Raw genomic sequence first — 23168 nt, forward strand, 5'->3', positions numbered from 1 at the left:
CTCACGCCTCCGGCAGCACACCCGCCCGGAACGGCTCCACCCCCACGACGCCGGCAACCCGTACGACCGGGCCGAGATCCGGGGGCGGGTCGTGCGGTTCGTGGAGGGCGAGCGAGACGTTCGGATTGAGCCGCAGGTTGTCGATCTTCACACGGCCGATCGACGTATTGACCATGGCGCACTCGTCTTCGATGTCCGCCCACATGGGCGAGACGTGCGGCATCCCGTCCGCGCCCACCGTGGCGAGATGCCAGAAGTTCGGCGCCGGCAGACGCTCGCGAATATGCCCCTCGAGCTTGACATTCACAAAGTCACCGCTTTCAGGGCCGCCCGCCCGGGCGGCTTCGCGTCATCCTCGCCAGGGCGCCCGCCGGCACGACAGACGATCTTCGGCCACCCCCGTCCAATCCGCACGGGTGGCCGAATCCGTACGTTCCTACAATCCGTGATCCTGGCCGAACAGACCGTAGTCATCGCGTCACAGCGCGCCTACGTTGTGGGCCGTGCGCCATCGTCCAGCCCGCTCGAACCAGCCCGCCCCGCCCTTCAACGCCCCCGCCGCCCGCCGGCTCCGCACGGCCCTCAACATGGGCCCCGAACATGTCGCCTACGGCCTGCGTGTCTCGTACGGGCTGCCGTATGTCTCCCCGGATCTCGTCCTCGCCTGGGAGCGCGGTTCCGTCGCCCCTTCCAGTCCCGAACTCACCGCTCTGGCAGGCGTGTTGTGGTGTTCCCCCAGTGAGATCACCGGTCCGCCGCGCACCCTGCGCGAGCACCGCATCGCCCGCGGCCTCGCCCCGGAGGACCTCGCCCGCACCGTCGGCCTGGAGTTCCTCGCCTATATGCACATGGAGGAGCACAACGCCTGGCGCGGCAACGAACGCCAGTCGGCCGCCCTGGCCGATGTGCTCGACCTCTCGCTCCCGGACTTCGTCACCGTCACGGGACGCGAGCCGAAGCTGGCCGAGCTGTTGCGCAGCGCGGTGACCACCCGCTGGCAGGCGTACGTCCGCCCGGTGGCCAAAAACGTACCCCTGGACCGGCACCTCCTGGAGGACGCCCTCCAGGCGCTGCACCAGGAGTACCAGGGGCAGATGGTGGCCTCGCTGAGCTGGGGCGACGGGAACGCGGCCAGTGAGTCGAGCGACTCCGGCCGCGAGTTCCTGGACCGGATCGTCGACCACTTCTGGGCAGCGGTCCGACTCGGCCCGCCCGGCGTTTGAGGGCGAGGCCGTCCAGGCCGAAAAGGCGGGAGCCCCGAAGGAAGACCTACAAGACCGAAGGCCTAAAAGACCGACTCCGCCTCGTCCATCCGGTCCTTCGGGACCGTCTTCAGCTCGGTCACCGCCTCCGCGAGCGGCACCATCACGATGTCCGTGCCGCGCAGGGCCGTCATCCGGCCGAACTCGCCCCGGTGCGCCGCCTCCACCGCGTGCCAGCCGAAGCGGGTGGCGAGGACGCGGTCGTAGGCGGTGGGGACGCCGCCGCGCTGCACATGGCCGAGGATGACCGGCTTGGCCTCCTTGCCGAGCCGCCGCTCCAGCTCGTACGCCAGTGCCGTACCGATGCCCTGGAAGCGCTCGTGGCCGTACTGGTCGATCTCGCCCTTGCCGTAGTCCATGGTGCCCTCGGCGGGGTGGGCGCCCTCCGCCACGCAGACGACCGCGAACTTCTTGCCGCGGGAGAAGCGCTCCTCGACCATCTTGACGAGGTCGGCCGGGTCGAAGGGGCGCTCGGGCAGGCAGATGCCGTGCGCGCCGGCCGCCATGCCGGACTCGAGGGCGATCCAGCCCGCGTGCCGGCCCATGACCTCGACGACCATCACGCGCTGGTGCGACTCGGCCGTGGTCTTCAGGCGGTCCATCGCCTCCGTGGCGACCCCGACCGCGGTGTCGAAACCGAAGGTGCGGTCCGTGGAGGAGATGTCGTTGTCGATCGTCTTCGGGACGCCGACCACGGGCAGGCCCGCGTCGCTGAGCATGCGGGCCGCGGTCAGCGTGCCCTCGCCGCCGATCGGGATCAGCGCGTCGATGCCGAAGTCACGGGCGATGTCGGCCGCGCTCTCACAGGCCTCGCGCAGCCGGTCCCGCTCCAGCCGGGAGGAGCCGAGGATGGTGCCGCCGCGGGCCAGGATGCCGCCGACGTCATCGAGATCCAGGGTGCGATAACGGCCGTCGAGCAGACCGGCGTAGCCGTCCTCGAAGCCGATGACCTCGTCGCCGTACTGGGCGACCGCTCGGTGCACGACCGACCGGATCACGGCGTTCAGGCCGGGGCAGTCGCCGCCTGCGGTGAGAACTCCGATGCGCATCGTGCTGTGTCTCCTGCTCGCTGTCGTTACCGGTGAGCCAGCCCGGTGGTTTCTGGTGAGCCGGTCCGATTGTTTCATGCCCGACAGGACGATATCCGTTCTGTCAGCTATGACCCGATTGGCCCTATCGGGACGTCGGCCCGGGCCCCGATCCTGACGGGCGCCTTATCCAGCGTCAGGGGTATTGTCAAGAGGGTTCTGCTCACCTCGGTGGGCGATTTTTATAACGGCGCAAGGAAGGGGCGAGCACGCGTGACGCGCAGCGTGTACGTGACCGGGATCGACCGAGGCGACGGCCGTCAGGTCGTGGAACTGGGGGTCATGGAGCTCCTGACCCGGCAGGTCGACCGGGTCGGGGTGTTCCGGCCGCTCGTCCACCACCAGCCCGACCGCCTGTTCGAGCTGCTCCGCGCCCGCTACCGGCTCTCCCAGGACCCGACCACGGTCTACGGCATGGACTACCACGAGGCGTCCGCCCTCCAGGCCGAGCGGGGGACGGACGAACTGGTGTCCACCCTCGTGGAACGCTTCCTCGTGGTCGCACGCGACTACGAGGTCGTCCTCGTCCTGGGCACCGACTTCGCCGACACCCAGCTCCCCGACGAGCTCTCCCTCAACGCGCGGCTGGCGAACGAGTTCGGCGCGTCCGTGCTCCCGGTCGTGGGCGGCCGTGGGCAGACCACCGAGTCCGTGCTCGCGGAGACGCGCAACGCCTACCGCGCGTACGAGAGCCTGGGCTGCGACGTCCTGGCCATGGTGACCAACCGGGTCGCGCGCGAGGACCGGGAGGAGATCGCGCAGAAGCTGGGCTCCCGCCTGCCCGTGCCGTGCTACGTCGTCCCGGACGACCCCGCCCTCGCCGCCCCCACCGTCTCCCAGATCGGCCAGGCGCTCGGCGCGAAGGTCGTCCTCGGCGACGACTCGGGGCTGGCGCGCGACGCGCTGGACTTCGTCTTCGGCGGTGCGATGCTGCCGAACTTCCTGCCCGCCCTGACCCCGGGCTGTCTGGTCGTGACCCCGGGCGACCGCGCCGACCTGGTCGTCGGCTCGCTGGCCGCCCACAGCGCCGGCACCCCGCCCATAGCCGGCGTGCTGCTCACCCTGAACGAGGTGCCGAGCGACGAGATCCTCACCCTCGCCGCCCGCCTCGCCCCGGGCACCCCGGTGCTCTCGGTGTCCGGCAACAGCTTCCCGACCGCCGCGGAACTCTTCGCCCTGGAGGGGAAGTTGAACGCGGCGACGCCTCGCAAGGCGGAGACCGCGCTCGGCCTGTTCGAGCGGTACGTCGACACCGGCGACCTCAACAAGCGGGTCTCCGCGCCCAGCAGCGACCGTCTCACCCCGATGATGTTCGAGCACAAGCTGCTCGAACAGGCCCGCTCCGACAAGCGCCGGGTCGTCCTCCCGGAGGGCACCGAGGAGCGCGTCCTGCACGCCGCCGAGGTGCTGCTGCGCCGCGGGGTCTGCGACCTCACCCTGCTCGGCCCGGTGGAGCAGATCCGCAAGAAGGCCGCCGACCTCGGTATCGACCTGGGCGAGTGCCAACTGATCGACCCGGCCACCAGCGAGCTGCGCGACTCCTTCGCGGAGAAGTACGCGCAGTTCCGCGCCCACAAGGGCGTCACCGTGGAGCTGGCGTACGACGTCGTCTCGGACGTCAACTACTTCGGCACGCTGATGGTCCAGGAGGGCCTCGCGGACGGCATGGTGTCGGGCTCGGTGCACTCCACGGCCGCGACCATCCGCCCCGCCTTCGAGATCATCAAGACCAAGCCGGACGCCGACATCGTCTCGTCCGTCTTCTTCATGTGCCTCGCCGACAAGGTCCTCGTCTACGGCGACTGCGCCGTGAACCCCGACCCGGACGCCCAGCAGCTCGCCGACATCGCCATCCAGTCGGCCGCCACCGCCGAGCAGTTCGGTGTGGAGCCGCGGATCGCGATGCTGTCGTACTCGACGGGTACGTCCGGCTCGGGCGCCGACGTCGACAAGGTGCGCGAGGCGACCGAACTGGTCCGGGAGAGGCGCCCCGACCTGAAGATCGAGGGGCCGATCCAGTACGACGCCGCCGTGGAGCCGACGGTCGCGGCGACCAAGTTGCCGGACTCCGAGGTCGCCGGGCAGGCAACGGTTCTGATCTTCCCCGACCTCAACACAGGCAACAACACCTACAAGGCCGTGCAGCGTTCGGCCGGCGCGATCGCCGTCGGGCCGGTGCTCCAGGGTCTGCGCAAGCCCGTCAACGACCTGTCCCGGGGCGCTCTCGTCTCGGACATCGTCAACACCGTCGCCATCACCGCCATACAGGCCCAGCTCCCGAACGAGAAGGCGTCCGCCCAGTGAGCCCGTCCCGTGTCCTCGTCCTCAACTCCGGCTCCTCGTCGGTGAAGTACCAGCTGCTCGACATGCGGAACGGCAGCCGGCTCGCCGCGGGCCTCGTCGAGCGGATCGGCGAGGAGACCTCACGGCTCAGGCACACGCCGCTCGGGACGGGCGGCGAGACCCGTGAGTGGAGCGGGACCGTCGCCGACCACGAGGCGGCCCTGAAGGCCGTGGCGGAGGAGCTGGCGAAGGACGGCCTCGGGCTGGACTCCCCCGAGCTCGCCGCGATCGGGCACCGGGTCGTGCACGGCGGGCAGTCCTTCACCGAGCCGACCGTGATCGACGACGCCGTGCTCGCCGAGATCGAGCGGCTGATACCGGTGGCCCCCCTGCACAACCCGGCCAACCTGACGGGTATCCGTACCGCGCAGGCGCTGCGGCCCGACCTGCCGCAGGTCGCCGTCTTCGACACCGCCTTCCACACCACGATGCCGGAGTCGGCCGCCCGCTACGCGATCGACGTGAAGACCGCCGACGAGCACCGGATCCGGCGCTACGGCTTCCACGGGACCTCGCACGCGTATGTGTCCCGGGCCACCGCCGAGCTGCTCGGGAAGGCGCCCGAGGAGGTCAACGTCATCGTGCTGCACCTCGGCAACGGGGCGTCCGCCTCCGCCGTACGGGGCGGGAAGTGCGTGGACACCTCCATGGGGCTGACGCCTTTGGAGGGGCTCGTGATGGGTACGCGATCCGGCGACATGGATCCGGCCGTCATCTTCCATTTGATGCGTGTTGGCGGAATGTCCACGGACGAGATCGACACTCTTCTCAACAAGAAGAGCGGGTTGATCGGGCTGTGCGGTGACAACGACATGCGGGAGATCCGCCGCCGGATCGACGAAGGTGACGAAGAGGCGCAACTCGCCTTCGACATCTACATTCACCGGCTGAAGAAGTACATCGGCGCCTATTACGCCGTACTCGGCCGGGTGGACGCGGTCGCCTTCACAGCGGGAGTCGGGGAGAACGCGGGCCCGGTACGGGAGGCTGCCGTTGCGGGCCTTCAGGAGCTGGGCCTGGCGGTGGACAGCGAGCTGAACGCCGTACGCAGTGACGAACCGCGGCTGATCTCGCCCGCGCAGGCGCGCGTGGCGGTCGCCGTGGTGCCGACCGACGAGGAACTGGAGATCGCCACACAGACCTATGCACTGGTCGGGCAGTAACGATATGCGGCCTCGCCGCATGACCGGCTGAAGAACCCCGAGGAATACACCGCAGTAACACGCCTGAGCGCGGACCCGCCCATTTGTATCTTCCGCCAGACGGAATATTCCGCGGCGAAACAAACCGATAGGATCGCCCCATGCGCCGTTCGAAAATCGTCTGTACTCTCGGCCCCGCGGTCGACTCCCACGAAATGCTGGTCTCGATGATCGAGGCCGGAATGAACGTGGCCAGGTTCAACTTCAGCCACGGCACCCACGCCGAGCACCAGGGCCGGTACGACCGCGTCCGGGCCGCGTCCAAGGAGACCGGCCGTGCCATCGGTGTCCTCGCCGACCTCCAGGGCCCGAAGATCCGACTGGAGACCTTCGCGGAAGGCCCGGTCGAGCTCGAGCGCGGTGACGAGTTCGTCATCACCACCGAGGACGTCCCGGGCGACAAGTCCATCTGCGGTACGACCTACAAGGGCCTGCCCGGCGACGTCGACCGCGGCGACCAGATCCTGATCAACGACGGCAACGTCGAGCTGAAGGTCCTGGACGTCGAGGGCCCCCGGGTCAGGACGATCGTCATCGAGGGCGGTGTCGTCTCCGACCACAAGGGCATCAACCTGCCCGGCGCGGCCGTCAACGTGCCGGCGCTGTCCGAGAAGGACGTCGAGGACCTCCGCTTCGCGCTCCGCATGGGCGCCGACATGGTCGCGCTGTCCTTCGTCCGCGACGCCAAGGACGTGGACGACGTCCACCGGGTGATGGACGAGGAGGGCCGTCGCGTCCCCGTCATCGCCAAGGTGGAGAAGCCGCAGGCGGTCGACAACATGGAGGCCGTCGTGATGGCGTTCGACGCCGTGATGGTCGCCCGCGGCGACCTCGCCGTCGAATACCCGCTCGAGAAGGTCCCGATGGTGCAGAAGCGCCTCATCGAGCTGTGCCGCCGCAACGCCAAGCCGGTGATCGTGGCGACCCAGATGATGGAGTCGATGATCACCAACTCCCGCCCCACGCGCGCCGAGGCCTCCGACGTGGCCAACGCGATCCTGGACGGCGCGGACGCGGTCATGCTGTCCGCGGAGTCCAGCGTGGGCGCCTACCCGGTCGAGACCGTGAAGACGATGTCGAAGATCGTCGCCGCGGCCGAGCAGGAGCTGCTCTCCAAGGGCCTGCAGCCGCTGGTGCCGGGCAAGAAGCCGCGTACGCAGGGTGGTTCGGTCGCGCGCGCCGCGTGCGAGATCGCCGACTTCCTCGGCGGCCGGGGCCTCGTGGCCTTCACGCAGTCCGGTGACACGGCCCGCCGGCTGTCGCGCTACCGCGCCCAGCAGCCGATCATCGCCTTCACCACCGACGAGAACACCCGCAACCAGCTCACCCTCAGCTGGGGCGTGGAGTCCCACGTGGTCCCGTTCGTGAACACCACGGACGAGATGGTCGACATGGTCGACCAGGAGCTCGCCAAGATCAACCGCTTCAACCCGGGCGAGATCGTCATCATCACCGCCGGCTCGCCCCCCGGCGTCCCCGGCACCACCAACATGCTCCGCGTCCACCACATCGCCGGCGGCGCCAACTGACCCAGCCGCCAAGGCTCTTGTACGGCACTGAGGGCGCCCCCTGCGAACAGGGGGCGCCCTCAGTCTTTCTGCGGCTCCCGGACGGGTCTGTGACGGCGGTCAGCCGGTTCCGTCGGTCGTGTAGACGTGCATGCCCGGCACGTGCAGGGTGCCGCCGAACTGGGCGGCCTGGACGACCTTCACGTTGGTGAAGTAGATGTACGGGATGTTCAGCGGCGGCGGGCTGTCCGGGGTGAACGTGAGCGGGATCAGACCGAACAGGTTGCCGGAGATGGACTCCGTGTACATCGTCGTCGTGCCGCCGGTGATCGTGGAATGCGAACCCTTCGCGGCCTGCACATGGTAGGTCTTGTTGATGTCGGTGTCCTTGACCGTCTGGTGCAGGTCGCCGATGTCGGTGCCGCCGGAGATGACGTACTTCAGCACCTTCTTGACGGTGCCGTTGGCCGTCCTCACCTTCACGATGCCCTGATAGTCGGCCTTGTTCAGGGTCAGCGAGCTGGCGCTCAGGTACCAGGGGGCGTCCGCCACCGGCACCTTGTTGTCGACGCCGCCGGTGTCGTCCGTGGCGGCGTCGCAGTTCGCCGCGTCCGCGGACGAGCTCGGCGAGGGGCTGGCGGAGGTGGCCGAATCGGCCGCCTTCTGGGCCGCCTTGGTGGCCTCCTCAGCCGCCTTGGTCGCCGTGTCGGTCGTGTCCTTCACGGTCTTGCCCACCGTGTCGGTGGCCTTCTTGGTCGTCTCCTTGACGGTGTCCGAGGCGCTCGTACCCGAAGACCCCGAGGACGCGGAGTCCTTGCTGGTGCTCGCCGAGGCGGACGGCGTGGGCGTCGGGCTCGCGCTCGACGTGGAACTGCCGCCCGTGAAGATGCCGGTGATCGCATCGCCCAGGTCGCCGAGCAGACCGCCGCCGCTGCTCGCGGACGCCGAGGGGCTCGGCGTGGCGGTGTCGCCGCCCGAGGTGTCCTTGCCCGAACTCTCCGAGGCGGAGGGCGTGGGCGTCGCCTTGTCGTCGGAACCTGAATCCGACGAACCGGTCTTGCCCGACGTCGTGTCCGAGGAGTCCTTGGACGTGCCGGTGGAGGACGAGGGCGAGGGCGTCGCCTTGTCGGCCGTGTCACCGGAGCTCGCCGAGGCGGACGGCGACGGCGATGCCGTGGAGCCGTCGAGCGCCGTGACGCAGTCCTTGTACTCGTCGGCCTTCTGGCTGTTGGTCGTCGCGGAGCCGCCTCCGCTGTCGGCGAGCGCGAGCGACGACGTGAACCCCATTCCCATGAGGACCGCGGTCGGCATCGCCACCGTGGCTATCGCCTTGCCGGCCGGCATGTGGAACCTGGTGAACAGCGGCTTCTTGGGTGCCGCATGGCGCGGCCCGGTTCTCACACGGGACTCGTCCACATCAGTCCCGTGGGTCACCTCGTCAGCCGGCACTGTGCCTCCCGTTCGCCCCGTTCGCCGGGCTCGTTCCTGACAGATCGTTCGGCTCACCCACCACGGGCTTGAGGATCGTGGTGTCCGGGTCGTGCGCCTGCGGGGCACCGCCCGCTCCCGGCACGTCCTCCTGCGCCGCCTCGGCCGGCGGCTCGCCCGGCGACCAGGCCACGGCCATCGCCCCGCCGACCAGGGCGAGCAGGAAGCCGATCAGGAAGCCGCCGAGGTTGGACACGGGGATGGACACCAGCCCCAGCAGGATCGCCGCGATGCCCGCGAAGGTGCGCACGTGCTTCTGGAACCAGAGGCTGAAGCCCAGCACGATCAGCAGCACGCCGATGATCAGGGACCCGGCACCGGCGGTGGTGGCCATCGCCAGCGTCAGATGCCCCACCTGCAGGTGGGCGTACGGGAAGTAGGCGATGGGGAGTCCGGCAAGCATGACGAACAGGCCGGCCCAGAACGGCCGCGTGCCCCGCCAGGCGCGGAACTGCACCCTCCGGCGACTGAACTGGCCGGCGGGTACGGCAGGAGTCTCGGCGCTCATGGAAAACAGCTCCCTGGTGCGGCTTTGCTGTGGTGATGGTGCTGTGGTGGTGAGTTGCACTACGTGTGAAGAATGTGGTGGAAGGTGGACGGGCGGGGGCGCCATCGGCTCCCCCGCCCGTCACCAAGTGCCTAGTAGCACTCGTGGGTGCCCGTCGAGACGGACATCTTCAGCCCGCTGAGCTTGAAGGTTCCGGCGGTGGTCGCCCACGCCGTCTGCTTCACACCGCTCAGCGAGGCGTGCTCGGCCTGCTGTGCGAATCCGTACGGGTTCGCGGTGTCACCGCTCTTGATGCCGGGGCCCTTGCTGGCGTTCCCGGCGGCCACACCGATGTCGATGTTCGAGAACGTCGCGTCGGCGCTCAGGTCATCGAGGTCGATGTACAGGTTGTCGGCCTCGACCGGCTTGTCGCCGCCACCCGCGTGCAGGATCAGGCTGACGCTGCCCAGCAACGGGATGTTCGGGGTGACCACCGACTGGCACAGGCCCTTGATGGTCGCGGACTTGAACGCCGAGACCGCCACCGGGTGGGCGGTCTTCTTGCCATCGAGGGTGTACCCCGAGTCAATGGCCCCGTACTGCGAGAAGCCGTCACCTTCGAGCTGGTCGGCCGACACCTTGAACTGCTGGCCGGACACGCTGAACGACGCGGCGAGAGCGCCCTGCGCGAGGGCGACACCTATCGCGGCCGTAGCGGCGACGCTGGGCACCATGACCACAGCGAACCGCTTCCATCTGGTCCCGCCACGCACCTGGGACTCCATATTTCCTCCTTCTCGGACGTACATCTCCTGGCCCTGACTGCTGCCTGTCGGCGGCTCAGCCGGGCAGGGATGGGAGAAGTGCTACGTCCTCGGGAAGGAGAGCGCCCGCACTCGGAGGCGCAAACCGCGCACCGATCACCGGCGATCACCCCCGAGCGACAACCACTGGTCGCGCCTGACACACATCACGCACAACCTTGCTGGACAGGCTTCGCCGAGCGGCGAAGACCCCCCTGCCCAAGAGCCGGCGCCAGCGGCACAGGCTCTGCTCGGTGGGGACCCAGGAACTCCCGCGACCCAACCGGCTGTCGGGGTACGGGAAAGGACCGAGCGTGGCCGATCGTGGTGCATTCTCGCCGCCCGCACAAGGGGCTTCGTTACTGGGTAGTAACGGCGGGATAACCGAAGGACGACCCACAGGTCTCGGGTGGCGACGGAGGGTGCAGCCAGGGGCCCGGACAAAACTATTGATCGTTGGACAGAAACCGACAGATCAACGGCCGGAACTTACTCCCAGTAACAGCGGCCGCGTTTACCAAGATTTGGTAAAGCGCGGCCGCACTGACGTTCCTTCGGCAAATCTTTCACTCGGGCATCACATGCCCTGGCGTTTAGCGACTGGTCAGAACCGGGCCGCTGCCCTGCTCAGAACAGGGCGCGGGCGAGCGCCCTGCGAGCGGCCGCCACCCTCGGATCATCCGCCCCAACGACCTCAAAGAGCTCCAGCAGTCGCAGACGTACCGTGTCGCGGTCGTCACCCGCAGTGCGCCGGACGGCGTCGATGAGCCGCCCGAAGGCGTCCTCCACATGACCGCCGACCAGATCCAGATCGGCCGCGGCGATCTGCGCCTGTACGTCGGCCGGCTTCTCGGCGGCGTCCTTGCGCACCTGCTGCGGGTCGAGGGCGCCGACGCGCTGCAGCAACTCGGCCTGCGCGAGGCCCAGTTTGGCCTCCGGGTGACCGGGGTCCTCGCTCAGCACGTTCTTGTACGCCTGCACCGCACCGCCGAAGTCCCCCGAGTCCAGGGCCCGTACGGCCGCTTCGAGCAGCGCGTCGTAGGGTCCGGCCGGCGCCGCCTCGGCCGCGGCCCCGCCGCCGCCCGGCTCGGCGTCGGGGTCGACCGTCAGTCCGGTCAGGCCGAAGCGCTGCTCGGCCACCTGCACGAGCTGGTCCAGGGTCTGGCGGATCTGCTGTTCGCCGGCGGCTCCCTGGAAGAGCGGCAGCGCCTGCCCCGCCACCACGGCGAAGACGGCGGGGATCCCCTGGACCCCGAACTGCTGCATCAGCATCTGGTTGGCGTCGACGTCGATCCTCGCGAGGAGGAAGCGCCCGTTGTACTCGACGGCGAGCCGCTCGAGGACGGGGCTCAGCTGCTTGCAGGGCTCGCACCACTCGGCCCAGAAGTCGATGACGACGGGCACCTCGGTGGACCGCTGCAGGACCTCGCGCTCGAACCCGGCCTCGTCGACGTCGATGACGAGATCGGCCGGGGAGACGGCTCCAGGGCCGCCGCCCTGCCGGGCCGCTTCGGCACGCGCCTGCTCCGCCTTCGCCTTGGCCTCCTGGGCCGCCTTCACCGCGGCGAGGTCGACGACTCCGCTCATGGACATGTTCCGTGGCTGCATGCGTCTATCCTCCCCCGTTCCCGCGTATCAGAGAAAAGCGTTGAGAAAGCCGGTCCTGTTGCGTTCTGTTCGGCGCCGGGTCCCCACCCTGCGCCAGTGGTTGTCGCCCGTGGAGTCGCTCACGAGCTTTCGCTACGAGTCGTAGCGTAATGGCACCGAGTGCCTCTCCGACACCACCCCTCGGTGATCTCCCTCACGGCCTCACAGGAACCGCCGGTTATGGTCGTGGGATGCAGAGCCGCACTCCCGCCACCCGCGCCTCGGGACGCCCGCGCAGCGCCGAGGCGGACACCGCGATCCTCGCGGCGACCCGGGAGGCCCTGGTCGAGCTGGGCTGGTCGAAGCTCACCCTGGGAGACGTCGCGTTGCGGGCAGGGGTTGCAAAGACCACGCTCTACCGCCGCTGGTCCGGCAAGAACGAGCTCGTCGTCGACGCGGTGGCCGAACTCTTCGACGAACTGGTCCTGCCCGACCGCGGCAGCCTGGCCGCCGACATCGAGGGCGTGGTCCTGCAGTTCGCGGCGATCCTGGCCCGCCCGGAGGCCGCGAGCGGCCTGATGGCGGTCGTGGCGGAGTCGACCCGCGACGACGCCCTGCGGGAGCGCATCCGCTCCTCGATCGTGGAACGTCAGAAGAGACTGGTCCTGGAGGGCCGCGCCCGCGCCCAGGCCCGCGGCGAACTGCCCCCCGAGACCGGCCCCGAAGATGCCGTCCGCACGGTCGACCTCATCTTCGACGTGGTCGCGGGCGCCGTGGTCCACCGCACGCTGGTGAGCGGCTGCGCCGCCGACGAGGGCTGGGTACGCGACTTCACGGCCCTGCTCCTGGCCGGCCTCGGAGCGGAACCCCCGCAGCCGTAGCGGCGTGCGCCGCTACGACTTCGGGCCCGCCGGCGGGGCGCCGGCGACCGCGTCGCCGTACAGGGCCCGGACGTTCTTGCCGAAGTAGGCGCTGTAGGAGATCTGGGGGGTGTAACCACCGGTGTGGTAGCCGCCGATGACCCCGATCACCGCCCAGCCGCCCGGCCACGGCACCAGCATGGGTCCGCCGCTGGTGCCGTCCACGAACGCGTCACAGGCGATGCGCGGGTAACTGCCAGGCTCGGCGGGGTCGTCGCTGTCCCAGCGGGTGGTGCGGCTCCAGCACTCCAGCGGCTTCTCGGCGCCGCCCGGGTAGCCGATCATCCGCACGGCGGCGTGGTGGTACCCGGTACCGGTGAGCAGCTGCACCCCGCCGGTCACGTCCTCCAGCCGCGTCCCGTCCTGGTTGGGCTCGGTGACGGCGAAGCCGTAGTCGTACTCGGCGCCCGCGTGCTCCCCCAGGTCGTAGTACTTCTGCGGGACGTAGACGCCGTTCGGGCGGACCGGGAAGACTCCGTACGGCTTCTGGCCGTCGTGGTAGCGCGGCACGAAGGCCAGGTTGCGGCGCGGGGAGCTGCCGGAGTAGCCACGCAGACAGTGCCCGGCGCTCAGCACCAGGTTGTGCCCGGGGCTGCGCACCACGGAGCCGCTGCAGGTGCGGCCGGTGCCGCTGACGTCGGTCCAGAAGAAGGTTCCGGCCTGGGACATGCCGTCGAAGCTGTGGCTCGGCGGGATGTACTCGCCGGGCCGGGGGCCGTCCACCGCCGAGGAGGCGGTGCTGGAGACCGAGTCCGTCTCCAGGCTGGAGGGTGCGGAGTCCGCGTCCAGGCCGGTGTCGACGGGCCGTGCGGCCGTGAGCCGAGCGGCGCTCCAGTAGGCGTCGAGCCGCGCGGCGAGCGGGTTCACCGGAGGCGGACCGCCATGGGCGGCAGCGACCGGCGCGAGCGCTGCGCACGGCAGCAGGGCCGCTGCGAAGGCGATGGCGGCCCGTACCGCCCTGGGTCTGAAAAGCCTACGCACCGTCAGTTCCCCTGAGGATCGGCAGTGTCGACGGGCCGATGCTATGCACGGGAACGATCGTGGAAAAGGAGGCAGGTCACATTTTCATAAACGCGTCCGCGGTGCCGGCTCTCAGAACCCCGCCGGCTCGGTGTACACCCCCCACTCGTCCCGCAGCACCCCGCAGATCTCGCCCAGGGTCGCCTCGGCGCGTACGGCGTCCAGCATCGGCTCGATCATGTTGGTGCCCGAGCGGGCCGCGGCGAGCATGGCGTCCAGCGCGGCCCGCACCCCGGCCTCGTCCCGCGCGGCCCTGCGGCCGCCCAGCACCCGCACCTGCTCCCGCTCCACCTCATGGCTGACCCGCAGGATCTCCAGATCCCCGGTGACGGAGCCGTGGTGGACGTTCACGCCGACGACCCGCTTGTCGCCCTTCTCCAGCGCCTGCTGGTACCGGAACGCCGACTCGGCGATCTCGCCCGTGAACCAGCCGTCCTCGATCCCGCGCAGAATCCCGGAGGTGACCGGGCCGATGGGGTGCCGGCCGTCGGGGTGCGCCCGCAGCCCCCGCTCCTTGATCTGCTCGAAGATCTTCTCCGCGTCCGCCTCGATCCGGTCCGTCAGCTGCTCGACGAACCACGAACCGCCCAGCGGATCGGCCACGTTGGCGACCCCGGTCTCCTCCATCAGCACCTGCTGGGTGCGCAGCGCGATCTCCGCCGCCTGCTCGCTCGGCAGCGCGAGGGTCTCGTCCAGGGCGTTGGTGTGCAGCGAGTTGGTCCCGCCGAGCACCGCCGCGAGCGCCTCCACCGCCGTACGCACGACGTTGTTGTACGGCTGCTGGGCGGTCAGGGAGACACCGGCGGTCTGCGTGTGGAAGCGCAGCCACTGCGCCTTCTCGGACTTCGCCCCGTACACGTCCCGCATCCAGCGCGCCCAGATGCGCCGCGCCGCACGGAACTTGGCGATCTCCTCGAAGAAGTCGACGTGCGCGTCGAAGAAGAAGGACAGTCCGGGCGCGAACACGTCCACGTCCAGCCCGCGGGAGAGTCCCAGCTCCACGTACCCGAACCCGTCGGCCAGCGTGTACGCCAGCTCCTGCGCGGCCGTCGCCCCGGCCTCGCGGATGTGGTAGCCGGAGACGGAGAGCGGCTTGTACGCGGGGATCCCGGCCGCGCAGTACTCCATCAGGTCGCCGATCAGCCGCAGATGGGGCTCCGGCTGGAACAGCCACTCCTTCTGGGCGATGTACTCCTTGAAGATGTCCGTCTGGAGCGTGCCGTTGAGCACCGAGGGATCGACACCCTGCCGTTCGGCGGCGACGAGATACATGCAGAAGACGGGAACGGCCGGCCCGCTGATGGTCATGGACGTCGTCACGTCGCCCAGCGGGATGTCCTTGAACAGGACCTCCATGTCGGCGGCGGAGTCGATGGCGACCCCGCAGTGCCCGACCTCGCCGAGCGAGCGCGGATCGTCGGAGTCGCGCCCCATGAGGGTCGGCATGTCGAAGGCGACGGACAGACCGCCCCCGCCGTTGGCGAGGATCATCTTGTAGCGCTCGTTGGTCTGCTCGGCGTTCCCGAACCCGGCGAACTGCCGGATGGTCCACGTACGCCCTCGATAGCCGGTCGGGTACAGCCCGCGCGTGAAGGGGTACTCCCCGGGCCAGCCGATCCGCTCGAAGCCGTCGTACGTGTCCCCGGGCCGGGGCCCGTACACCGGCTCCACGGGGTCCCCGGAGAGCGTGGTGAAGTCGGCCTCACGCTTGCGCGAAGCGTCGTACCGGGCCTGCCAGCGACGGCGGCCCTCCTCGATGGCGTCAGCGTCCATACCCTCGAATTTACTTGGACGTCCTAGTAAATGTCGAGGGCAGTCGGCGGGCGGCCGTCCGGAGTCGGCACCGCGTGCCGCGCCCCGGTCGCGGGCACGGCGAACGACCTGGGGCCATCACGGACCGTGACCGACAAGGGCGCGGCCGACGGCGGCTCGGCAGCCGTCACATCGGTGATTGTCAGACCTTGGCGACCGCGGGCGAGCCCTCCGTGAGCCTCGCCTCCAGCTCGTGGCTGATCTTCCGCTCGACGAAGAAGGCGGCCGTCGGGATCGTCCCGGCGAGCAGCACCCACAGCTGCTTGCCGACCGGCCACTTCGCCTTGGAGCCCAGGTCGAAGGCGAAGATCAGGTAGACCACGTAGAGCCAGCCGTGCGCGATGGCGACGACGCGGGTGAAGTCCGCGGCACCGCTGACGTCCAGGCCGTACTTGGCGATCATGCTCAGGCACAGCAGGACCAGCAGGACACCGGTGACGTAGGCCATGACGCGGTAGCGGGTCAGCACGCTCTTCTTCATGGCGTCGAGCGTAACCGCCCGTTCCGGGAGATCTTGGGCCGGGTCAGTCCTCGGCGAAGTCGTTCGCCGCCACCCGCAACGGGCGCAGCATCGCGAAGATCTCCGCGCACTCCTCGGCGTCGTACGCACCGAGGCCGAAGTCCATCGCCATCAGGTCGCGGGTGGCCGCCTCGACGACCTCGCGGCCCTTGTCCGTGATCGAGGCGAGGGTGCCGCGTCCGTCGTTGGGGTTGGGGCGCTTGGCCACCAGGCCCGACTTCACCAGGCGGTCGACGGTGTTCGTCACCGAGGTGGGGTGCACCATGAGCCGCTCGCCGATCTTCGACATCGTCAGCTCGCCCTCCTTGGAGAAGGTGAGCAGCACCAGCGCCTCGTAGCGTGCGAACGTCAGTCCGTACGGCTTGACCACCGCGTCGACCTCGGCGAGCAGGATCTGGTGCGCACGCATGATCGAGGTGATGGCGGCCATGGACGGCACGCTTCCCCAGCGCTGCTTCCAGAGCTCGTCGGCGCGGGCGATCGGGTCGAAAGGAAGACTGAGCGGCTTCGGCACGGAACCGACCTTACCGGCCGGTCACATGCTGGTCAGCCCCGTCTCGCCCATCGGTCCCCCGCGTTTGCGGGGCACGGCTGCCATGTCTAACCCTGCAGCCTGAAATCCCTTGTGCAACGATTACTGACGAATCATCAGTAAATGTCACCTTCGCTCCAGGGAGCAGCATGTCCCGGCTGATCCACATCCTCACGGCTGTCGCGGTCCTCGGGCTTGCGGCGGGCTGCTCGTCCGCGTCCGACATCGACACGGCCGCCGCGGCGGGCAGAGCCTCGAAGAAGGCGGCCCGCGCAGGCGCCCTCGACTTCTGGGTCGACCCGGAAAGCCCGGCCGCCAAGCAGATCAAGGAGTGGCGGCGGGCGGGCCGCGCCCAGGACGCGCACCTGCTCAAGCGGATCGCGGACGAACCGGAGGCGCTGTGGCCGGCCGGCGAGATCGACCCGGGCCCCAAGGTGAGGGCGGCCGTCGAGTCCGCGGCCGAGGAGAACCGCACGGCGCTCTTCGTGGCGTACGACATCCCGCACCGCGACTGCGGCCAGCACTCCGCGGGCGGCGCCGCCGACGCGGACGCCTACCGGGACTGGATCGGCAAGTTCGCGGACGCGCTCGGGGACGGCAAGGCCCTGGTCGTCCTGGAACCGGACGCGGTCGCCCACATCGTGGACGGGTGCACACCAGCCGGGTACCACGACGAGCGCGTGCAGCTGCTGAACGAGGCGGTCGTCCGCCTCAAGCAGCAGCCGAACACCAAGGTGTATCTGGACGCGGGCAACCCGGCCTGGATCCGCGATCCGTGGAAGCTGGTCGACCCGCTGAAGCAGGCCGGCATCGAGAAGGCCGACGGGTTCGCCCTCAACGTCTCCAACTTCCAGACGGACGAGCTGACCAAGGCGTACGGCCTGGAGCTCTCCGCCGACCTCGGCGGCAAGCACTTCGTCGTCGACACCAGCCGCAACGGAAACGGCCCGCTGCCCGGCGCCTGGTGCAACCCGCCGGGCCGTGCGCTGGGCACCCGCCCGACGACCGACACCGGCGACCCCACCCTCGACGCCTACCTGTGGATCAAGCGGCCCGGGGAGTCCGACGGGACGTGCGGGAGCGGGCCGGCCGCGGGCACCTGGTGGCCGGAGTACGCCCTGGAGCTCGCGCGCAACTCCAGGCCATAGCCGACGGCCGAGGAACGGGTCGGACGGGCCGGCCGGGTCATTTCACGTGGATCCATCTGGCCTCGGACGGCGTGCCCTGCGCGTCCGTCACGAACAGCATGTACCAGCCAGGCGGCACCAGGGCCGGGTCGTCCGGTACGTCGACCGTCACCGAGTGCGCGTCCTTGGTCAGGCCGAGCGCGATGGAGCGCTGCTCGACGTCGGTGGTGTGGGTGACCGCGCTGGGCCGCATGAGCCTGGCCTTCGTCACCCGTTCGGGGTGGTCGGTGCGGTAGGTCGCGCGGCGGTCCTTGCCGAGCTCCCGAGGGCCGCCCTCCAGCACCGGGCGGTTCTTGCCGCCCCGGTGCAGCGCGGGTGGGGTGAAGACCTCCATGCGCTGTTCGAAGTGGCCCAGCTTGGTGTTCTGCTGGTCGTCGAAGAGCGGGTCGGAGCCGAAGGTGGCGACCCGCCCGTCGGGCAGCAGCAGCGCCTCGGAGTGGTAGTTGCGGCCGACGGTGGGCGCGGCCGCCTCGCGGAAGGCGTTGCTCTTCGGGTCGTAGAACTGCGCCTTGAAGATGTTGCTGGCGCTGCGGCCGCGGTAGTCCTCGGAGCCGTTGGTGGTGAACACCGAGTCGTCCGGCATGATCACGCTGTTCAGGTACCGCGTACCCTGGGGGAGGTCGGGCCCGTCCTTGAACACCGGGTTGTCCTGCTTCAGATCGACGACGGCCGTGCGCGGGGTGGACCTCCTGGACTCGCCGACGCCTCCGCCGCCCAGGATCATCACCTTCTGGTCCTGCGCGGGCGGCAGCAGCAGGGAGGAGGAGGTCTCCGTCTCGTCGGGGTCGCGCAGCCCCAAAACCCTCCGGAAGGTGTTGGTCTTCAGGTCCCACAGCCCCGGCTCCCGCCCCTGGTCGGCGGGCCCGTAACCGGCGTTGGAGGACGTGTAGAAGAGCTTGCCGCCCTTGGTCAGGAAGAGCGCGGGGTACGTCGGGAAGTACCGCTTGGGGCCGGGCGACCACTTCTTGGTCCTCGGGTCGTAGATCTCGTTGTCCCCGGGGTCGATCATGCCGACGTCGTCCAGTCCGGAGACGGCGAGCACCCGCCCGTCGTCGAGTCCGACGAGCGTCGGATACCAGCGGGCCTTCTGCATGGGGGCGACCGGCACATACCGCTCCGCCACGGGATCGAACTCGTAGGCGGCACGGATGCCCTGGAAGTCCTGCTTGTCGAGGGTGATCTTCTCGCTCAGCCCATAGGTGTTGGCCGCGTCCTTGCCGGTCAGCCCCACGATGTCGTACTGCGCCTGCTTCTCGGTGACGGACAGCGGACCGGCCTCCACCGCCTCGACGAAGACCCGGGCCTCCCCCGCCACCACCGGGGCGGGGGCCGGGGCCTGCCCGGGCCGCACCGCGCCGGCCCCGACCGCACCGGCTGCGGGCTTGGCCCTCGGGACGGTGACGTCGAAGCGGCTGACGTACTCGACGCCGGCGGGCGAGCGGAAGCGGGTGCCCTTCTTCAGGAAGACCGACTTGAGGGGGTTCTCGTTCTTGACCCGCATACCGCCGCCGGCCCGTTTGACCTCGCCGTCGAGGAGTTCGTAGCGGGCGGTGCCGCCGGCCACCAGGAGCCGCCCGTCCGGGAGCTGGGTGTGGCCGGAGCAGAAGAAGTCGGCGGGGGTGGGGATCTTCTTGAAGGTGTTCGCCTTCGGGTCCCACAGGACGGTGTCGAAGGACCCGGCGTTGAATTTCTTCTGCTCATTGCCCGAACCGGCGACGATCAGCACCTTGCCGGTGTGCAGGAGCGCCGCGTGGATGGCGTTGGTGCGGTACTTCGCGGGGATGTCGACCCGCTGCCAGGAGCCGTACTCGGCCTGGTACTCGGGCTGGGCGATCTTGTACTCGTGGTACTCCTCACCCGCGAACTCGACCGCTGCGGGGGCGTTGAGACCGGCCAGGACCATCACGCCCCCGACTCCGAGGACGGCCCTCCTGGTCGTCCTGTTCCCGCGGCTCCCGCGGTACTTGTTCTCAGCGTTCCGGGCCATGGCGCTAGCTGCCTCCTGTCGTGGTTCCGGAGACCGGGGAGCCCGCGCCGCTGGTGGCGAGTGCGGGCTCCGTGCCGTCGACGGCACGAGTGGTCCGGTGCGGTGCCTGCCGCTCCCGCCGCTCCCTGAGGAGCGTGGAGCACCACACCGCGACCGGTGCGAGGGCGATGACCATGGCCAGGACCGCCCAGGTGCGCATGGCCGCATGGGTGTGGTCCAGAACGACCGAGGCGGTCAGGGAGGCCGCGAGCAGGACCGCCCAGAAGAGATGGATACGGAAGGTGAGCAGACGGTCGGCACTGGCGTCCGCGCCCTTGGGGGTCACGACGAACCTGCTGGGCCGGCGGAGGAGGGCCTCACCGAAGGACTTGAGGTAGATCGGCGCGGCCAGGGCCGACATCGCCATGCCCGCGAGCCCGCCGGACCCCTCCGGCTCGTGGGGCGAGATGTTGTGCCGCCGGTTCCACAGATACAGCCCGATCTGCAGGGCGGCGGCATCGCTGTAGAGCATCAGCCACACCGAGGAGGCGACCTGCGTCCCCGAGGCCCCGAACCAGAGGAAGAGGACACAACTGAGGATGCCCAGCAGCCAGTTGACCGCCGTCATCGGGTAGTAGACGAGCATCAGGGTGTACGAGAACAGACGCCCCCAAGGCATCCGGAACAGCGCTTTGCGGTACTGCTTGAGCAGCGTCTCGTAGGTCCCCCGCGACCAGCGCATCTGCTGCGTGAAGAAGTCGGTCCAGGAGGCGGGACCCTCCCCGACGGCCAGTACGTCCGGTGTGTACACGGACCGCCAGTAATTGCCGGTGAGGGGATTGCGCCGCTGGTGTATCTCGAACCCGGTCGCCATGTCCTCCGTGATGGAGTCGTACAGCCCGCCAATCTGCTTCACGGCGGCGATCCGCACCACGTTGTTCGTACCGACGAACATGGGTGAGCGATACCGGTTCCCGGCTCGCTGGATCAGCGCGTGGAAGAGGAACTGCTGCGACTCGGCGGCCTTGGTGACGGGATGGTCGGCATAGTTCCCGTACACCTGGGGCCCGACCACGAAGGCGACATCGGGGTCCCGGAAGTACCCCATCATCCTTTCGAGGAAGTTGGGGCGCGGAACGTGGTCGGTGTCGACGGAGGCGAAGAAGTCGTACTCGTCGCCGTGCCTGGCGATCCAGGCGTTGTAGTTGCCGTGCTTGGTCAGGGCCTTGTGGGGGCCGTGTGCCTGGTTCCACTGCGAAACGCCGCGCCGGGTGAAGTGCCGGACTCCGAGCTCCGCGCACAGGGCCTTCGCCTGCTCGTCGTCACCCTCGTCGAGGAGCCAGACGTCGAGAACGCTGCCGGGCCCGACGTGGGTGATCCGGACGGCTCCCTCGAGGGTGGCGCGGACCATGGAGAGGGGTTCCTTGCCGGGGACGTACGTGGTGAGGAACGCGACGCGGGTACCGGCTTCGGGGACCACCGGGACGGGATCGCGGGCGACCAGCGTGGCATGGGCGACGGAGGCGACATTGACCACCATGAACAGCTCGATGAGCCCGATGGATATGAGCATCGTGACATCGAGCCCGACCAGCCAGCTCTCCCCGCCGTCCCGCTCCACCCAGTGCGTGGGCCAGACGAGGTAGACGAGCAGCGTCCCGGTGAGCACCGGGGCGAGGGTCATCAGCAGGACGGCCTGTATTCGGCGCGGCTCACTGGAGAGCAGCGAGGTGTACTGCACCTGGTACGAGGCGTCGCTCGGCTCCGTGAGAGGTCCGGCCAGTCGGCTGTGGGTGTCGTATGCGTAGCCCTCCGACTGCACGGCGCCCTCCAGTGAGTGAGGTGTGACCGGCAGAGGAGTACCGATCACCCCCTACGAAACTGGAGTTTCGGGGGCAGGGCGACCTGGAGACGTCCAGGCGGGTGGGGCGGCCGCATCTCCCGCCCCACCATGAGCAGTTCGTCCGCCGAGCCGCCCTGGTGGCAGCCCCGGCGTCCTAGTCGGCGAGGTACCGCTCCACCGTCTCCACCTTGGCGGTGAGACCGTCGGTCACTCCGGGGCGGATGTCCGCCTTCAGGACCAGGGACACGCGCGGTGCCCGCTCCTCGACGGCGGCGACGGCGCGCTTGATCACGTCCATCACCTGGTCCCACTCGCCCTCGATGCTCGTGAACATCGCGTCGGTGCGGTTGGGCAGGCCGGACTCGCGTACGACGCGGACGGCCTCGGCGACGTACTCCCCCACGTCGTCGCCGACGCCCAGCGGTGTGACGGAGAAGGCGACGATCATGCGTTCACGGTTCCTTCCTTCTCCTTGCGCGCGCGAGCCGCGATGACCTCGTCCTCGGCGGCGCGGCGCAGCGTGCGCTCGATGACGAAGCCCCCGCCCGGGATGATCGAGTAGGCGAAGTAGAGGGCGGCCCTGCCCTTGTCCCACTTGGTGCGGTTCCAGGCGTCGGCCCAGAAGAGCACGTAGATGATGAACAGCACGCCGTGGATCGGGCCGAGCACTCGGGCGACGTCGACGTCGGGGTTGATCGTGTACTTGATGACCGTGCAGGTGAAGAGAATGATCCAGGACACACCCTCCGGCACGGAGATCAGTCGGAGGCGGCGGATGGCGGAGGCTGTCTTGAGGTCCACGGGTCACCTTCGGGAGTTGCGACGGCTGTCTGCCGGTTTGTGAACGCACGCACAAGCGTCCCGCCCATTGTGACAAACGGTTCCCCTAGGGGTGCGCTCAGGGTGCTCTCCACCCACGGGCCCTGTGCGCTGCACCCGCCGGGCGGCTACCTTTCGCAGCGTGGCGATGTTCCGACTTCAAGGCAGCAAGGTGCTCGCCGTCGACATGACCGGGGACGCCGTGAAGGCGAAGAACGGCTCGATGGTCGCGTACGACGGGCAGATGGCCTTCAAGAAGCTGAGCGGCGGCGGTGAGGGCATCCGGGGCATGGTGACCCGGCGGCTCACCGGTGAGCAGATGACCGTGATGGAGGTGAAGGGGCACGGGACGTGCTGGTTCGCCGACCGTGCCTCCGAGATCAATCTCGTGAGTCTCCAGGGGGACAAGCTGTATGTGGAGTCGAGCAATCTGCTCGCGACCGACGCCGGCCTCAGGACCGGCACGACCTTCACCGGACTGCGCGGCGCCTCGCAGGGCAACGGGCTGTTCACGACGACCGTCGAGGGCCACGGCCAGGCGGCGATCATGTCGGACGGCCCGGCGGTGGTGCTGCGGGTGAGCGCGCAGTACCCGCTGACGGTCGACCCCGGCGCCTACATCGCGCACCAGGGGAATCTGCGGCAGTCCTTCCAGTCCGGTGTGACGTTCCGCACGTTCTTCGGCGAGGGCGGCGGCGAGGCCTTCCAGATCCGGTTCGAGGGGGACGGGCTGGTGTACATACAGCCGAGCGAGCGGAACACGATCGCGGGGGATGTGTGA

At 69.3% G+C, this 23168-nt stretch carries 21 protein-coding genes; 7 read left to right on the forward strand and 14 right to left on the reverse strand.

Features of this window, described 5'->3' with window-relative positions:
* Window position 1: 1 nt before the first annotated feature.
* The gene (locus tag ABT254_RS25120; RefSeq protein WP_351474170.1) at window positions 2-307 is read right to left on the reverse strand and encodes a pyridoxamine 5'-phosphate oxidase family protein; all 306 of its coding nucleotides are present in this window, start codon (window positions 305-307) and stop codon (window positions 2-4) included.
* A gap of 187 nt (window positions 308-494) precedes the next feature.
* On the opposite strand from ABT254_RS25120, the gene ABT254_RS25125 reads away from it, so the two are divergent.
* Window positions 495-1223, forward strand: a complete 729-nt coding sequence (locus ABT254_RS25125; protein WP_450751295.1) for a helix-turn-helix domain-containing protein — start codon at window positions 495-497, stop codon at window positions 1221-1223.
* 62 nt (window positions 1224-1285) lie between these two features.
* On the opposite strand, the gene ABT254_RS25130 is transcribed toward ABT254_RS25125, so the two are convergent.
* A complete protein-coding gene (locus ABT254_RS25130) occupies window positions 1286-2311 on the reverse strand; it encodes an ATP-dependent 6-phosphofructokinase (protein WP_351474176.1) in 1026 nt (341 codons plus the stop codon).
* A 252-nt stretch (window positions 2312-2563) separates the two neighbouring features.
* Here ABT254_RS25130 and pta point away from each other — a divergent pair, with 252 nt between their 5' ends.
* The 3 genes from pta to pyk all read left to right on the forward strand — a co-directional run bounded on the left by pta (window position 2564) and on the right by pyk (window position 7424).
* Entirely contained in the window at window positions 2564-4654 is a 2091-nt protein-coding gene (gene pta, locus ABT254_RS25135) for a phosphate acetyltransferase (protein ID WP_351474179.1), read from the forward strand.
* The gene (locus tag ABT254_RS25140; protein ID WP_351474181.1) at window positions 4651-5856 is read left to right on the forward strand and encodes an acetate kinase; all 1206 of its coding nucleotides are present in this window, start codon (window positions 4651-4653) and stop codon (window positions 5854-5856) included. Before pta ends, ABT254_RS25140 begins: the two co-directional genes overlap by 4 nt.
* Before the next feature lie 140 nt (window positions 5857-5996).
* Window positions 5997-7424: a pyruvate kinase gene (gene pyk / locus ABT254_RS25145; protein WP_351474184.1), complete on the forward strand. Its 1428-nt coding sequence runs from the start codon at window positions 5997-5999 to the stop codon at window positions 7422-7424.
* A 99-nt stretch (window positions 7425-7523) separates the two neighbouring features.
* On the opposite strand, the gene ABT254_RS25150 is transcribed toward pyk, so the two are convergent.
* The 4 genes from ABT254_RS25150 to ABT254_RS25165 form a co-directional block, all read right to left on the reverse strand.
* Window positions 7524-8852, reverse strand: coding sequence for a hypothetical protein (locus tag ABT254_RS25150; protein WP_351474187.1), 1329 nt, complete (start codon window positions 8850-8852; stop codon window positions 7524-7526).
* Window positions 8842-9399, reverse strand: coding sequence for a DUF6114 domain-containing protein (locus tag ABT254_RS25155; protein ID WP_351474190.1), 558 nt, complete (start codon window positions 9397-9399; stop codon window positions 8842-8844). The genes ABT254_RS25150 and ABT254_RS25155 overlap by 11 nt, the downstream gene beginning before the upstream one ends.
* Window positions 9400-9530: 131 nt before the next feature.
* Entirely contained in the window at window positions 9531-10163 is a 633-nt protein-coding gene (locus ABT254_RS25160) for a DUF6230 family protein (protein ID WP_351474193.1), read from the reverse strand.
* 645 nt (window positions 10164-10808) lie between these two features.
* A complete protein-coding gene (locus ABT254_RS25165) occupies window positions 10809-11789 on the reverse strand; it encodes a tetratricopeptide repeat protein (RefSeq protein ID WP_351474196.1) in 981 nt (326 codons plus the stop codon).
* Between the two features lie 230 nt (window positions 11790-12019).
* Between ABT254_RS25165 and ABT254_RS25170 the strand changes: the two genes are divergently transcribed.
* Entirely contained in the window at window positions 12020-12649 is a 630-nt protein-coding gene (locus ABT254_RS25170; RefSeq protein ID WP_351474199.1) for a TetR/AcrR family transcriptional regulator, read from the forward strand.
* Window positions 12650-12661: 12 nt separating this feature from the next.
* On the opposite strand, the gene ABT254_RS25175 is transcribed toward ABT254_RS25170, so the two are convergent.
* The 4 genes from ABT254_RS25175 to ABT254_RS25190 form a co-directional block, all read right to left on the reverse strand.
* Window positions 12662-13669: a trypsin-like serine peptidase gene (locus ABT254_RS25175; RefSeq protein WP_351474202.1), complete on the reverse strand. Its 1008-nt coding sequence runs from the start codon at window positions 13667-13669 to the stop codon at window positions 12662-12664.
* 111 nt (window positions 13670-13780) lie between these two features.
* Window positions 13781-15481, reverse strand: coding sequence for a coenzyme B12-dependent isobutyryl-CoA mutase large subunit (gene icmA / locus ABT254_RS25180; RefSeq protein ID WP_351474205.1), 1701 nt, complete (start codon window positions 15479-15481; stop codon window positions 13781-13783).
* Between the two features lie 181 nt (window positions 15482-15662).
* Entirely contained in the window at window positions 15663-16001 is a 339-nt protein-coding gene (locus ABT254_RS25185) for a DUF3817 domain-containing protein (protein ID WP_351474207.1), read from the reverse strand.
* Between the two features lie 43 nt (window positions 16002-16044).
* Window positions 16045-16554, reverse strand: coding sequence for a MarR family winged helix-turn-helix transcriptional regulator (locus ABT254_RS25190; protein ID WP_351474210.1), 510 nt, complete (start codon window positions 16552-16554; stop codon window positions 16045-16047).
* A gap of 167 nt (window positions 16555-16721) precedes the next feature.
* On the opposite strand from ABT254_RS25190, the gene ABT254_RS25195 reads away from it, so the two are divergent.
* Complete coding sequence (locus ABT254_RS25195) at window positions 16722-17720, forward strand: glycoside hydrolase family 6 protein (protein WP_351474213.1); 999 nt, start codon at window positions 16722-16724, stop codon at window positions 17718-17720.
* Between the two features lie 37 nt (window positions 17721-17757).
* On the opposite strand, the gene glxA is transcribed toward ABT254_RS25195, so the two are convergent.
* The 4 genes from glxA to ABT254_RS25215 all read right to left on the reverse strand — a co-directional run bounded on the left by glxA (window position 17758) and on the right by ABT254_RS25215 (window position 22369).
* Window positions 17758-19746, reverse strand: coding sequence for a radical copper oxidase GlxA (glxA, locus tag ABT254_RS25200; RefSeq protein ID WP_351474216.1), 1989 nt, complete (start codon window positions 19744-19746; stop codon window positions 17758-17760).
* 4 nt (window positions 19747-19750) lie between these two features.
* A complete protein-coding gene (locus ABT254_RS25205) occupies window positions 19751-21547 on the reverse strand; it encodes a glycosyltransferase family 2 protein (RefSeq protein ID WP_351474218.1) in 1797 nt (598 codons plus the stop codon).
* Between the two features lie 175 nt (window positions 21548-21722).
* Window positions 21723-22016, reverse strand: a complete 294-nt coding sequence (locus ABT254_RS25210) for an MTH1187 family thiamine-binding protein (protein WP_351474221.1) — start codon at window positions 22014-22016, stop codon at window positions 21723-21725.
* Window positions 22013-22369, reverse strand: a complete 357-nt coding sequence (locus ABT254_RS25215) for a DUF3817 domain-containing protein (protein WP_351474223.1) — start codon at window positions 22367-22369, stop codon at window positions 22013-22015. Before ABT254_RS25215 ends, ABT254_RS25210 begins: the two co-directional genes overlap by 4 nt.
* A 166-nt stretch (window positions 22370-22535) precedes the next feature.
* On the opposite strand from ABT254_RS25215, the gene ABT254_RS25220 reads away from it, so the two are divergent.
* Window positions 22536-23168: an AIM24 family protein gene (locus ABT254_RS25220; protein WP_351474675.1), complete on the forward strand. Its 633-nt coding sequence runs from the start codon at window positions 22536-22538 to the stop codon at window positions 23166-23168.

Source organism: Streptomyces sp. NPDC001137, from assembly GCF_040298885.1.
Lineage (GTDB): Bacteria > Actinomycetota > Actinomycetes > Streptomycetales > Streptomycetaceae > Streptomyces.